Below are 13,854 nucleotides of genomic sequence, written 5' to 3'. Positions count from 1 at the left end.
TAACTTAAAATTTAATTAAGAGAGGATTCCTCCCATAATCTTAATGTCATGGAGGGCATTTTGACACGTAAAACCTTTGTTCTCGATACTAACGTATTACTATTTGATCCTAATGCTATTAACAAATTTGGTCCTAACGACGTCTTTATTCCACTAGTTGTTGTGGAAGAGGTAGACCGTTTTAAGAAAGATCAGAATGAGAATGGTCGTAACGCTCGTTACTTCTCAAGAATTATCGACGATCTTCGCAAGAAGGGATCACTAATGGATGGTGTTGAGCTAGACAATGGTGGAACCTTAATTATCTCTGTTGATAAGACGATTGAAAATCAGCACGATACAATTGATTTAACAATTAATGATAATTTAATTCTTGCTTCAGCAATCTTTTTAAAAGAGCAGGGTGAAGATGTTGTTCTGATTACTAAGGACATTAACTTAAGAATTAAATCTGATATCTTAGGCATTAATGCTGAAGACTACGGAATGAAAGATATTAAGCTTGAGGAAATCTACTCAGGTTATCGTTTTCTTCCACTGCCAAAAGATAAGCTTGAAGAATATGAAAAGAATCGTTTCCTACAACTTGAAAATTGGGAAGAGCTTGAAATTTTTCCAAATGAATACTTAGTTGTTCACGAGGAAGGAAATGACAGAAGAAGACTTCTTGGACGCTTTTCAAAAAGTAAATTAGGAATCGTTCCTCTAATCCCAATGAGAGAAGGGGTTTGGGGGATTTACCCAAAGAATATGGAACAACAATTTGCACTAGATGCTCTTCTAAATGATGATATCAAGTTAGTGTCTCTTGTTGGTAAGGCCGGTACAGGTAAGACTCTTCTTGCGATTGCTGCAGGTCTTGAAATGACAATTAATCAAGAAAAGTATTCAAGACTTCTTGTTTCTCGTCCGATTCAACCAATGGGGAAAGATCTTGGTTATCTTCCAGGTGATGTTAACGATAAGCTAGGTCCTTGGATGCAACCAATCTTTGATAATATGGACTTTCTATTTGATCAAAGAAGAGCGGGAACAAGTTCTTCATATGTTGATCTAATGGATCACGGACTACTTCACATTGAACCACTAACGTATATTCGTGGCCGTTCAATTCCTGGTCAGTACCTAATCGTTGATGAGGCACAAAACCTTTCTCCACACGAAGTTAAGACAATTGTAACTCGTGCCGGTGAGGGAACTAAAATCATCCTAACAGGTGACCCTCAGCAGATCGATAGTCCTTACCTTGATGAAATCAACAACGGACTAAGTTATGTTGTTGAAAGATTAAAAACAGAAGAGATCATCTCTCATACGAAGTTAACTGTTGGTGAGCGTTCAGCGCTTTCTGAGACAGCTTCAAAATTACTTTAATAGAGGAATAGCGAGTGTCGAGAGCTAATCGTCAACATTTAAGAGCACCTGTAAATCAAGAGATGCTCTATCTTTGTGATGACTATGTTTTAAAAGGCCGCTGTTCTAATATTTCCGAAGGTGGAATGTTAATTACCGATATGGGGCGCGTACCATCAAGTACGCGCTTTCATACCATGGTATCCCTTATTCAATATCCAGAGTTTTCAAAGTTAAGCTCTCAAAAATTAATCAGTATTGATCATAGTGCATTTGATATTGAAGTTATTCGCTGCGAAGTCGATGTCGTTCGTTCATTTGATGGATTATCTGAAGTTGAAAAAATCTTATTACCATCAATTGGTGCTAAATTTTCTCACGTCACTTCAGGAAATATGGCCTTGATTCGCTCATATGTAACAACCTTTTCAAAGAATATGATTTATCTTCTAACTCAGTTTGAGAATTCATCAAAGAAGAATGGAAATATCGTACATCTCAGAAAAACGGCATCATTACTGGGCTACGACTCTGATATGAAGCTACCACTTCTTAGGGCGAAAGTTCTTCACGATTACCAATCGCTAGAATCCCTCTAAAGGTTCCAGCAGACTTTTACGTAAGCAGTGTGTTGTAAATTTGAATCAATATTGAAATAGTTCTTAGTCTTTGAAAAGTTTAGTTTTAACTTTTATTGATATTTATTAAAAACTTTCTTTTTAGGAGAGTTTTATGCCACGTAAACCAATAATTCGTTCTTCAGAGCACTTTTATCATTTGACTGGTCGATCTAATAATAAAGACTTTTGGTATCTATCAATAGCAGAGGTTTGGGACATTATGTGTGATGAACTAAATCAGCTACAACTCGCTTATAAGGTCGAAATCGCAAATTTTGTATTAATGAATAATCATTTTCACTTAATCTTGAAAACACCCAAAGTTGATATCGACAAAATTATGTACGAATTTATGAAGCATACTACGTTAAAAATTCAAAAAAGTTCTGGAAGGATAAATAAAGTATACGGTGGACGTTATAAAGGCTGTATCTTATTAGACAGAAGTTATTTTTTTAATGCCTATAAATATGTTTATCTAAATCCTGTTCGCGCAAGTATTGTTAAGTGTCCTATTGATTACCCATTTAGTACCTTAAAATATAAGGTGAGAAACAAGAAGCTTAAACATTTAAAGTTCGCCCAAAACCCTTTAGGCCTATCTTTAGTTGAAGAAGTAAAATGGATTAAAGACTTCTTTGATCAAAAAGAAAACGAGAATATCCGCTACGGACTTAGTCGATCACAATTTTCATGGAGAAAGTGTCGAAATACAGGTCGAGAGTTGAAAATAGGCTAATGCGATGCTTACGTAAAAGTCTGCTGGAACCTAATAAAAAGGCCCATCACTTGACGGGCCTTAAAACAAAAAAAACAAAAATAAAAAGAGAAGAATATAAAGAACAAAACTATAGTTTTGCTTTTATCGAATACTTAAGATCCTTGATCGTCGCTAGAAGATACTTATCGATAGGCGATTCATTATCAAGGATGCGGCTTTTAAACTCAGCTGTTAATTGGTCAACTTTAATAAGTAGGTCATTATTAATAACGTCATCATTGTTGATTTCTGCAACAAGAGAATTTGTCTCATTGATTAGGGCAGAGAAGTCTAGCTTAGAGAAATAATCTCTTTGAACAGTACTTTCACAACGGTTAGCTTTTTCGCTTTTAAATGCGTTGAAACTGATAACTTTATTCTGCGTGATTGAATTTAACATTTAGCGGTACTCCAATAATCAATTACTGTTCATTTTTATTCACAACTTTTGTGAACAAGCGGGATTATGGAGGAAGTGGCCCGCGCTGTAAACTCAAATTGATGGGCCTTGTAATTTTTTCTGACTATAATGATTTTAGGCGTTTACGTCTTTTTTCTTCCATTTTGAGACGACGATACCAAGAATTACTGCAAGTGCTACTGCACCAATGACGTAATTACTCTTCTTGATATACTCAATGGCCGTCTCACCAAACTTATAATAAACCGTGAAGTAGACCACACATGAAATTGAAGCAGCCAAGAGGTCTGAAAGAGCAAATTTCCAAGCATTCATACGTCCTAGGCCCGCTGATAAGAAGAGGGCATTTCTAAAGCCAAATGGAACAAAGCGACCGAAGATTAGAGTGAAAACACCATACTTCTTAAAGAAAGCGTTCACCGTATCAAGACGCTCTGGTGTAACCATTGAAGCGAAGAATTTTATACCAAAAATCTTTGGCCCTAAGTAGCGTCCAATAAATCCGTAACAGATTAAATCTGAAAGGTAGGCCCCAAGAAATACACCGATAAAAAGTGGGTAGAGGTATTCCGGATTCTTGGCCGCAAGAATGGCCGAAGTAAATAACATAAGGTCTTCCGAAATAGGAATGTTAAAACCTGCTAAGAGTAGCAAACCAAAAATTATGAATGGTGCCATGTGGACGTGAGTGTTGATATAGAGCATGATCTGATCAATGAATTCCATTTTATCTCCTAGCGTAACTGTAAAAAAATCAGATTAAGAATATCCTAATTTGATTCAATATGCATTAGTTATCAGCGCATTTTTCCTCCCTCAAAATACAACTAATTCTCTGGTATTATGAGTCCCGTGAAAAAGAGAATCTTGAGATCACTCATTATTTTTTATATTGGTTTAAATACGAATCAAGTATATGGAAAAGACTTAGACTTCTTTTTAAAGTCTAAAGGGGATAACCATAATTACTTTATTCAAACTTCTGCCTCCCTTGGAATGTTTAAAGAGAAGACGTCTAGCCAAGTTCTAAAAACTCAAAAAAATTCGCCAATGACATTAACCGCTGGACTTTCTTATTTTCCAACGACAATAGAAAAACTTTCAATTGTTGCCCTTGGTAGCATTTCCTACCTTGTTGGTTCAGAAGTTGAAAGTGATAGTGGGAGCACGTTTTCAAATAACTTAAAGCTAAAGCCAGAGCTTGGGGCAAGCCTTTACGCACATAAGTCATATACTCATCGCAATTCAACAGGATTCTTCGGTGGAGTGGATTATGAGTTATTCAATGTCTATAAATCAGGAGAGCTTTTAAATGGAGGGACTCTCGATGTCGAAACAAAGCGTATTTACTATGGAACTGTAGGTTTAACTTTTGCGCAAAAGTTGATTACACCGTTTGTCTTTAATTTGAGTTTTTCTCAGTCTGTAAATTCGCAAAGAGGGCTAAGTGGCCAACGCTATCAAATCAACTATAGTCAAAAATATAGCGAGAATATGTGGTATCACATTTTTACTAAGCGACATGAATTAAAAAATGATTATCGACAACTAAGCATCACTCGCTTGGGAATCGGAGTAGGATTTTATTATTAAAAAAAGGCCCTCATTAGAGGGCCTTCATATTTCTCGCTAATTATAGCTTGTTGAAATATTCTTGTGATCCTTTTGGATCTGGCTTCATTGTATCAGCACCTTTTGTCCAACCAGCAGGACAAACTTCTCCGTGCTTAGCTGTAAATTGGTAACCATCTACAAGTCTTGCAACTTCTTCAACATTTCTACCAACTGATAGGTTGTTGATTGAAACGTGTTGAACGATGTTGTTGTCATCGATGATATAAGTTGCTCTAAATGCAACGTCACCTGATGGCATAAGAGCACCGTATGACTTAGAAACTTCTTTTGTAAGGTCTTCTAGAATTGGGAAGTTGATATCACCAAGTCCACCTTCATTTCTTGACTGCTTAGTCCACGCTAGGTGAGAGAAAGCTGAATCAACAGAACAAGCGATAACTTCACAGTTAAGGTCTTTGAAAAGTTGAACTTTATCAGAAAATGCTGTGATTTCTGTTGGACATACAAATGTAAAGTCTAGTGGGTAAAAGAAAAGAACTTTCCACTTTCCTTTGAAGTCTGAAAGTGAAATTTCTTTGATTTCACCATTTACTACTGCGTTACCTTTGAATTCTGGTGCCGCTTTTGAAACTAATGATGTTGGGTAAACTGTTTCAGTCATAATATTCTCCTGTTTTCTGCGCGTATAACTATTGAATAGTTTATAAATTCTTGCGCTAAATTAAACCGCAGGGGTAGGGGAAATTCAAGACCTGCAATGTTAAAATTCGTTCATCTTTTTGTAAAATAGGGAAAAAGTAGAGTAAATAATTTCAGTTGCTTAAGCTGGAATTTAATCAGAAAATCGCAAATATTTATCTAAAGATATAGTCCCAACCCACCGAAATGCTGAATGTAATAGACAAATTAATTGGAAAAGAGTCCAAATATATATCTAGGGAGAAAAAATGATGGATCCAAAGGCACATATACCTAACCCAATTGTTATTGAGCAAACGGCAAGAGGTGAGAGACAATACGACATTTATTCAAGACTACTTCTTGATCGAATTGTATTCTTAGGTACACAAGTTAATGATACAGTTGCCAACCTACTTATTGCTCAGATGATGTTTCTAGAGCAGAGTAATCCAGAAGATCCAATCCATTTCTATATCAATTCACCAGGTGGAAGCGTTTATGCTGGACTTGGTATCTACGATATTATGCAACACGTATCTTGCCCAGTTTATACATACTGTGTAGGTCTTGCGGCATCAATGGGATCACTACTTCTGACTGCTGGAGAGAAGGGGCACCGTTACTCACTTCCACACTCAAGAATCATGATTCACCAACCGCTTGGTGGAGCTCAAGGTCAGTGTTCTGATATTCAGATTCAGGCAAATGAAATTCAAACATTAAAAGACCAGCTAAATGGTATCTATATTAAGCACTCGTCAGTTGATATGACGATGGAAAAAATTGTTGCAGCAACTGACCGTGACAATTACCTATCTCCACAAGATGCAATTGAGCTAGGTATTATTGATGGTGTTATTGAATCTAATAAGAAGTAAGATATAATTCTATTTTAGAATTAAAACTAAAGGACAATGAATGACTAAAAAAGATGGATCATACAATAGTTCACTTTCTTGTAACTTCTGTGGGAAGTCTCAAAAAGAAGTTAAAAAGCTAATTGCAGGACCTGGTGTTTATATCTGTGATGAGTGTATTGAATTGTGTAATGAAATCATTTATGAAGATACGGTTAAGTCTGTTTCTAAGGCCGCTCTTGATAATGTTCCAAAGCCACATGAGATTAAGCTACACCTTGACCAATATGTAATTGGACAAGATCGTGCAAAGAAGATTATCTCTGTAGCCGTTCATAATCACTATAAGAGAATTGCTCACGGTGATACGAAGAGAAAAGATGATTCAGTAGAACTTGCTAAGTCAAATATTCTACTAGCTGGGCCAACTGGTTCTGGTAAGACTCTTATCGCTCAATCACTAGCGAAGTTTCTAAACGTACCATTTGCAATTGCTGATGCGACTTCACTTACTGAAGCTGGTTACGTAGGGGAAGACGTTGAGAATATTATTCTTAATCTTCTTCAAGCATGTGACTACGACGTTGAAAGAGCTGAGCGAGGTATCGTTTATATTGATGAGATCGATAAGATTGCACGTAAGTCAGAAAACCCATCGATTACGAGAGACGTTTCGGGTGAAGGTGTACAGCAAGCACTTCTAAAACTAGTTGAAGGTACTGTTGCTTCTGTTCCTCCAAAAGGTGGACGTAAGCACCCTCAACAAGAGTTCATCCAAGTTAACACAAAGAATATTCTTTTCGTTGTTGCTGGTGCATTCGTAGGGCTTGATAAAATTATTGAAAAACGTATGACGAAGAGACCAATGGGACTTGTTGCAAAACAAACTGTTGATGCTGAAGAGTCTGTTATTCAAAAGCTTGGTGGTATTGAAGCAGAAGACTTAACAAAATTTGGATTAATTCCTGAATTTATCGGACGTCTTCCAGTAAACGCACTACTTGAAGAGTTAGATGAGGACGCACTTGTTTCAATTCTAACGGAACCAAAGAATGCGATTACGAAACAATATCAAAAACTATTTGAATTTGATGGTATCGAACTAGAATTCGAAGAAGAAGCTCTTAAAGCAATTGCTCAAACAGCTCTTACTAGAAAGACTGGTGCACGTGGACTTCGTGCCATTATCGAGCAAACAATGCTTGAAGTAATGTATGATGTTCCAGCAAATGATAAGGCAAACAAAGTTGTGATCACTGCTGCTTCAATTGCAGGTAAGGAATCACCTCGTGTTGAAGAAGGTCCAAGAAAAGAGACTAAGTCTTCAGCAAGCTCAACTTTAGAAGCTAAGAAAGATATCGAATCAGCTTAAGAGTTAATTATTTAAAAATTAATAAATAGGTTAACAGGGCCAGGCATTTTGCTTGGCCCTTGTTCGTTTAGGCGGTGTAGAAATTACACTACTTCTCAAATGTCAGATTTTTTTAGCTAAACAGTCTTCTCCAGTCGGATAACTTAAGTGCTTGTAAATATAGGCCTATGCACTGTGAATTTATTGAGGGGCATAAGATTCCGACCAAAAAAAGTTTCAAAATATTTATAGGTTCTTGATACAATTTATAAAAGGGTTAGAGATTAGACATGAAGTCTTCCCATCTTTACCTTTTCCCAGAATTTTTTTGACAAGTATTAATAGTGCAGGAGGTGCTATGTCAGACAAGAAGTCAACTGAGTCGAAGAGCCTACCGTTACTTCCGCTAAGAGACATGATTATTTTTCCACACATGGTTGTTCCACTATTTGTAGGAAGAGAGAAGTCAATCAACGCCCTTGAGGAAGCATCAAAAAATGGTAACGAGCTTTTTCTAGTTACACAAAAGGATGCGAGTATCCTAAACCCAGATCGTGAAGATGTTTACAATGTAGGAACTGTTGTAAATATTATTCAAATGCTACGTCTTCCAGATAATACAGTAAAAGTACTTATCGAAGGGAAGTACAGAGCTACAATCGAGGAATTTGAAGCAAGAACAGAAGGTTACTGGGCAGAAGTAACTAAGTGTGTTCCAGCTGTTCCTGAACAAGTAAAAATTGAAGCTACGGTAAGATCGATTAAAAATGTATTCGAACAATACGTTAAGCTTAATAAGAGAATTCCACCTGAATTACTTATGAGCATTTCATCAATCACTGATCCATCAAGATTAGCTGATATTATCGTTGCACACCTTTCAATGAAGATTCCTGAGAAGCAGGAAATTCTTGAAGCGGTAGATATTGAAGCACGTCTTCAACTTCTTCTTGAAAAAATGCAAGGAGAGATCGAGATCATTAACGTTGAGAGAAGAATCAGAACTCGCGTTAAGTCTCAAATGGAAAAATCTCAAAAAGAGTACTACTTAAATGAGCAAATGAACGCTATTCAAAAAGAGCTTGGACAAAAAGACGAGAAGTCTGAAGTACAAGAAATGGAAGAGCGTCTAGCTAAGAAAGTAATGCCTGAAGAAGCTGTTACTAAAGTACAAAAAGAGATTAAGAAACTTAAGTCAATGTCTCCAATGTCAGCTGAGTCTGCGGTTGTGAGAAACTATATTGATTGGATGCTTTCTCTACCATGGGGAGAGTATACAGAAGACAACAATGATGTAACTCATGCAAGAACAGTTCTTGATGATCATCACTTTGGAATGAAAGATGTTAAAGAAAGAATTCTTGAGTATCTTGCAGTAAGAAGTCTTGTTGGTTCAGAAGGAAAGGGAACGATCCTTTGTCTAGCAGGTCCTCCAGGTGTTGGTAAAACATCAATTTGTCAGTCACTTGCTGAATCACTAGGAAGAAAGTTTGAAAGAGTTTCTCTTGGTGGTGTAAGAGATGAATCTGAAATCCGTGGTCACCGTCGTACATACGTAGGTGCAATGCCAGGGAAGATCATCACTGCACTTAAGAAAGCAGGGACATCAAATCCAGTTATCCTTTTAGATGAAATCGATAAGATGACATCTGATATGAGAGGGGATCCTGCAGCAGCAATGCTAGAGGTACTAGACCCAGCTCAAAATAAAAACTTCGGTGATCACTATATTGAAGTTGAGTACGATCTATCAAAAGTAATGTTTGTTATGACTGCAAACGACCTAGGACAAATTCCTGGGCCACTTAGAGATAGAATGGAGATCATTAACCTTGCAGGTTACACTCCAATCGAAAAAACTCAGATCGCTAAGAAGTACCTTGCACCACGTGCATGGAAAGACAATGGACTAAACGATTACGAATACTCAATCTCTGATAATACAATCATGGAAGTTGTTCGTGGTTATACGAAAGAAGCTGGTGTTCGTGGACTTGAAAGACAGTTTAATACGATCGCTAGAAAGATTGCTACTGATGTTGTGACTAAGAATGTTGAGAAAGGTAAGAAGTTCTCAATCTCTTCAAAACAAGTTCAGAAGTATCTTGGTCCAGTGAAGTTTGATGATAATGTAATTGAGGAGCAACCAGAAGTAGGATTAGTAAATGGTCTAGCATATACTTCAGTTGGTGGTTGTCTTCTACATATCGAAGTTATCGCAGTTCCTGGTAAGGGTGGTATTCAAATCACTGGTAAGCTAGGTGAGGTAATGACTGAATCTGCTAAAGCAGCAATGAGCTATGTTCGCTCAATCGCTGGCCGTCTTGGAATTGATCAAGAGTGGTTTGAGAAGCATGATATCCATATTCATGCACCTGAAGGGGCAACTCCAAAAGATGGCCCATCAGCAGGGATCACAATGGTTACAGCGATTACTTCAGCAATCTCTGGAATCCCTGTAAGGCAAGATGTTGCGATGACAGGTGAGGTGACAATTAGAGGACGTGTTCTTCCAATCGGTGGCCTAAAAGAGAAAATGCTAGCTGCTAAGCAAGCGGGAGTAAAAACTGTAGTTATTCCTGAAAAGAATAGAAAAGACCTTCTTGAGATCCCACCGGAAATCAAGCAAGGACTATCAATTCACCCTGTTTCACATGTTGAAGATGTACTGAAACTAGCTCTAAATTTAACAGAGCCAGAGAAATTCATGCAGCATGTAGGGCTGAAGGTTATTGACTCTGGGAAAGGGATGGAAGTAGCTAACTAAGCTGCTTGCCTCCTATTAAAAAATTAATACTTGTTAAATCTGGCCCTGCATATGCGGGGCCTTTTTTATTTCAAGAGGTTATAAAATTATCAAATTATGGCGTATAATGGATGGAAATAGGAGTTGATATGTCCAAGAAGTTTCTAATTATTCCTTTAATACTAATGACAAGTAATGCATTCAGCTTACCTAAGAATTTTGGGTATCGTTCAAGGCTAAAGGCCTGCATCGACAAGGCCGTAAACTCTACTTGCGCCTATCAAGTAAAGGGTGAGTCTGTAAGTGGTGAGTGCCGTGAGGCAAAAAAAGGTAAGAGGCTCATTTGCGTTAATTTAGACAAAATTAATAAATAAAAACACCTCTTTCGAGGTGTTTTTTTATTCTCCAGATGCGCCGTAGTTAGGTAGTACTCGCGCCGATGGGTCATCCACCTGACAGTTCTCCCATTCCTTATTAGGCATCCAAAAATCAGAAATAAGGCCGCTGAGCCCTGGAAAGTGTCCTTCAAAAAGATCACGATACATAAGAGACTCTTTCGTAAATGGAGTCGCATACGGATATTTTTCACTCGCTTTAGATAGCTCTTCTTCGCTATATTTCTCTTCTGCAAGTGCCTTAAGCCAATCAACCATATCGTGCCCAACAGCGTCTGAGAAGGCCGCTTTTTCACGCCATAGAATTTCATCGGGAAGATAACCACTATGATCAAAAGCTTTTCTAAGAAGGTATTTTCCTTCTCCTGACCAATTCATTTTAAGCTCTGGTGCAATTCCCATGACATACTCGATAAAGGCCTTATCACTAAAAGGCACACGCGCTTCAAGTGAGTGGGAGCTTATTGAGCGATCCGCTCTTAGAACATCATAGAGATATAATTCGTGAACACGTTTTTGTGCTTCCTTTTGAAACTCAAGAGGACTAGGGGCAAAGTCAGTGTACTTATAGCCAAAGAGCTCATCACTAACTTCTCCTGTAAGGACAACCTTTACATCGGTTTTTTCACGAATGTACTTACACACAAGAGACATCCCCATTGAGGCTCGAATTGTCGTGATATCCCATGTTTCAAGCTTGTGAACAAGTTCTCCAAGGTGCTCAAATGCTTCTTCTTTCGTAAAGATGACTTCATGGTGTTCACTACCGAGGTAGTCAGCAACAATTCGTGCATATTTTAAGTCAATTGGATTTGTGTCAATTCCAACGGCAAATGTTTTGATAGGACGATCACTGAGCTTGGCCGCGATGGCACAGACAAGTGATGAATCAAGTCCACCTGAAAGGAGAAAGCCTACTGGTGCATCAGCATCAAGACGCTTTCTTACACCTTCAACTAGGTGATCGTGGATACCTTGGTAAACGGCATCTAAATCTTCTTTTACACGAGACTTAATTTTTCGAACATCGAAGTATGGAGTAAATTCGCCATCGGCATAGTAGTGCCCTGGTGGAAATGGTTCGATATCTTTACACAGACCTTGTAGGGCCTTTACTTCACTGGCAAAGGCAATCTTTCCATCTTCAAGTCCATATCCATAGAAGAGGGGACGAATACCAATTGGATCTCGTCCGGCGTAGTATTTGCCTTGGTGTTCAATAACAAAAGCAAATTCCCCATCAAGAGACATGAGAAGTTTTTCGATACCATACTCTTCAAAGATAGGAATTATAACTTCACAATCTGAATCTGATTTAAACTCATAGCGATCAATATAATCAGTTTTTAATATACGGTGGTTGTAGATTTCGCCGTTGCAGACTAGGTGAGTTTGAGACTTTGAGATAAAAGGTTGTGAGCCGGCTTCACTTAGATCCATGATTGCCAGGCGGTGAAAGCCCATCGTTCCTTGCATTAATTGATGGATGGCCCTTTGATCTGGCCCGCGGTGAGAGATAAGATCAAACTTCTCTTCAAACTCTTTTTCTTCAACTTTTCCGGTAAAAACACTAAATCCACACATGAAAACCTCCATATTTTTAGTAATATTCGGCTTTTTTTGATAATTTCTCAATATTGAACACGTAAAACTATGAGTTATTTAATAAATAGCCTAAAATGGTAACAGATTAATAATTTAAGGGGTGTGTTGTGGCCGATAACTACGAAATTGATAGTATTGATAAGAAGATCATCAAGCTTATGGAAAAGGATGCCCGTATGCCATTTCTTGAGATGGCCAGAAAAATAGGGGTTTCCGGTGGAACAATCCATCAGCGAGTTGAAAAACTAAGAGAGGCCGGAGTTATTGTTGGAAGTACTATTAAGGTAGACTACACAAAGCTTGGCCATAATGTTGTGGTTCTCTTGGGACTTCACCTTGTAAATGCTCGTGATATTCACAAAGTTATCGATAAGCTCGAGAAGATGGATGAGATCGTTGAAGCTTACTATACAACTGGTGACTACGCTCTAATTGTGAAAATCATCGTTAAGGATATTAATCATTTTCACGAGTTTCTAATTGGAAAAATTCAAATGATTAAAGAGATTCAGTCGACGGAATCTTTTATCAGCCTAAAACAAGTCATAAATAAGAGTTTAAACGTTTAATGCCCTAAGTATGTAAGGGTCTTCTTTACTGCTATCCCAATTAATAGCAGAGCAAAAAGCTTCTTAAGTATAGCTTGATTGGCAACGCTTGAAATTCTTGCACCAAGTTTTGTAAAAAAGAAGCTTGCGATAGAAATTCCAAAGAAGGCCGGTAGGTAGATATATCCAAGCGAATACTCTGGCGTGACCTTACCTAGGCCATTATAAACATAGAATGAACTACTAAAAAGTGCGATAGGTATTCCGAGAGAAGCAGAAATGGCCACAGCATTCTTCATCTGATAACCACGCCATGTAAGAAACGGAACACTAATAGTTCCCCCACCAATCCCAAGAATTGATGACTTTAGGCCAATGATAAAACCTGTGAAATTAAATAATAGGCTAGAAGTATCTTTTGGCTCTTCGACCTTAGATTTGTAAAAAATCATCTTTAAAGAAACGAGATAGAGATAACAAATAAAGATAAACTCGAGAGTTTGTGCCTCAACAATATTAACGAGGTAGGCACCAGCACTTATTCCAATAATCATTGGGATTAAGAATCTCTTTGTTATGTCAAAGAGAAGATTTCCCATGTTGTAATGCCTTAGAGTTGAAGCGCTTGCGGTAATAACAATTGTTGCAAGGGAAGTCCCTAGGGCCATATACATTCTAATATCTGGTGAGAATCCTTGTTTTTGAAATAAGAATAATAGAGTTGGAACAATGACAACTCCTCCTCCGATACCAAAAAGGCCAGAGAGTGTCCCAACGAATGCACCAACAAGTAAGTATAGTAAGAAAATCATGCTACCAATATGCACCCATAAATGAGCTAAGACAAGAAGTATACTTGTTCATTATTGTCAGAAATCGCTCCAAAATTATTGATTATTCGAGGGATATTTTTACTTAGGTCTGCGTCAACGCAAAAGTTGC

At 37.7% G+C, this 13,854-nt stretch carries 14 protein-coding genes; 9 read left to right on the top strand and 5 right to left on the bottom strand.

Features of this window, described 5'->3' with window-relative positions; translation table 11 throughout:
- Positions 1-48: 48 nt before the first annotated feature.
- The 3 genes from ABMA72_RS05845 to ABMA72_RS05835 all read left to right on the top strand — a co-directional run bounded on the left by ABMA72_RS05845 (position 49) and on the right by ABMA72_RS05835 (position 2,712).
- The gene (locus tag ABMA72_RS05845; protein ID WP_392856989.1) at positions 49-1,374 is read left to right on the top strand and encodes a PhoH family protein; all 1,326 of its coding nucleotides are present in this window, start codon (positions 49-51) and stop codon (positions 1,372-1,374) included.
- Between the two features lie 14 nt (positions 1,375-1,388).
- The gene (locus ABMA72_RS05840) at positions 1,389-1,952 is read left to right on the top strand and encodes a PilZ domain-containing protein (RefSeq protein ID WP_392856988.1); all 564 of its coding nucleotides are present in this window, start codon (positions 1,389-1,391) and stop codon (positions 1,950-1,952) included.
- Between the two features lie 133 nt (positions 1,953-2,085).
- Entirely contained in the window at positions 2,086-2,712 is a 627-nt protein-coding gene (locus ABMA72_RS05835; RefSeq protein ID WP_393056472.1) for a transposase, read from the top strand.
- A gap of 109 nt (positions 2,713-2,821) precedes the next feature.
- Here the strand turns inward: ABMA72_RS05835 and ABMA72_RS05830 are convergent, their stop codons facing one another.
- Positions 2,822-3,133 (bottom strand): hypothetical protein, encoded by a 312-nt coding sequence (locus ABMA72_RS05830; RefSeq protein ID WP_392856983.1) that lies wholly within the window; start codon positions 3,131-3,133, stop codon positions 2,822-2,824.
- A gap of 135 nt (positions 3,134-3,268) precedes the next feature.
- On the bottom strand, positions 3,269-3,880 hold the full coding sequence (locus ABMA72_RS05825; protein ID WP_392856980.1) for a DedA family protein: 612 nt from the start codon (positions 3,878-3,880) through the stop codon (positions 3,269-3,271).
- A gap of 126 nt (positions 3,881-4,006) precedes the next feature.
- Between ABMA72_RS05825 and ABMA72_RS05820 the strand changes: the two genes are divergently transcribed.
- Entirely contained in the window at positions 4,007-4,747 is a 741-nt protein-coding gene (locus ABMA72_RS05820) for a hypothetical protein (protein ID WP_392856978.1), read from the top strand.
- A gap of 40 nt (positions 4,748-4,787) precedes the next feature.
- On the opposite strand, the gene ABMA72_RS05815 is transcribed toward ABMA72_RS05820, so the two are convergent.
- The gene (locus ABMA72_RS05815; protein WP_021266305.1) at positions 4,788-5,390 is read right to left on the bottom strand and encodes a peroxiredoxin; all 603 of its coding nucleotides are present in this window, start codon (positions 5,388-5,390) and stop codon (positions 4,788-4,790) included.
- Positions 5,391-5,676: 286 nt separating this feature from the next.
- Between ABMA72_RS05815 and ABMA72_RS05810 the strand changes: the two genes are divergently transcribed.
- From ABMA72_RS05810 to ABMA72_RS05795, 4 genes are all read left to right on the top strand, one after another.
- The gene (locus ABMA72_RS05810) at positions 5,677-6,288 is read left to right on the top strand and encodes an ATP-dependent Clp protease proteolytic subunit (RefSeq protein WP_021266245.1); all 612 of its coding nucleotides are present in this window, start codon (positions 5,677-5,679) and stop codon (positions 6,286-6,288) included.
- A 40-nt stretch (positions 6,289-6,328) separates the two neighbouring features.
- Positions 6,329-7,639 carry an ATP-dependent Clp protease ATP-binding subunit ClpX gene (gene clpX, locus ABMA72_RS05805; RefSeq protein WP_392856974.1) on the top strand — a complete coding sequence of 437 codons (1,311 nt, stop codon included), beginning with the start codon at positions 6,329-6,331 and terminating at the stop codon, positions 7,637-7,639.
- 337 nt (positions 7,640-7,976) lie between these two features.
- A complete protein-coding gene (gene lon, locus ABMA72_RS05800) occupies positions 7,977-10,385 on the top strand; it encodes an endopeptidase La (RefSeq protein WP_392856972.1) in 2,409 nt (802 codons plus the stop codon).
- A 128-nt stretch (positions 10,386-10,513) separates the two neighbouring features.
- The gene (locus tag ABMA72_RS05795) at positions 10,514-10,738 is read left to right on the top strand and encodes a hypothetical protein (RefSeq protein WP_393056470.1); all 225 of its coding nucleotides are present in this window, start codon (positions 10,514-10,516) and stop codon (positions 10,736-10,738) included.
- A 24-nt stretch (positions 10,739-10,762) separates the two neighbouring features.
- Here ABMA72_RS05795 and asnB read toward each other — a convergent pair whose 3' ends face one another.
- Complete coding sequence (gene asnB / locus ABMA72_RS05790) at positions 10,763-12,343, bottom strand: asparagine synthase B (RefSeq protein WP_393056468.1); 1,581 nt, start codon at positions 12,341-12,343, stop codon at positions 10,763-10,765.
- 128 nt (positions 12,344-12,471) lie between these two features.
- Between asnB and ABMA72_RS05785 the strand changes: the two genes are divergently transcribed.
- On the top strand, positions 12,472-12,933 hold the full coding sequence (locus ABMA72_RS05785; protein WP_393056466.1) for an Lrp/AsnC ligand binding domain-containing protein: 462 nt from the start codon (positions 12,472-12,474) through the stop codon (positions 12,931-12,933).
- Here ABMA72_RS05785 and ABMA72_RS05780 read toward each other — a convergent pair.
- Complete coding sequence (locus tag ABMA72_RS05780; protein WP_392856964.1) at positions 12,930-13,724, bottom strand: sulfite exporter TauE/SafE family protein; 795 nt, start codon at positions 13,722-13,724, stop codon at positions 12,930-12,932. The two genes, ABMA72_RS05785 and ABMA72_RS05780, sit on opposite strands and share 4 nt — an antisense overlap.
- Between the last annotated feature and the right edge of the window lie 130 nt (positions 13,725-13,854).

The organism is Halobacteriovorax sp. CON-3 (genome assembly GCF_043196995.1).
Lineage (GTDB): Bacteria > Bdellovibrionota > Bacteriovoracia > Bacteriovoracales > Bacteriovoracaceae > Halobacteriovorax_A.
This window is presented reverse-complemented; position numbering and strand designations above follow the sequence as displayed.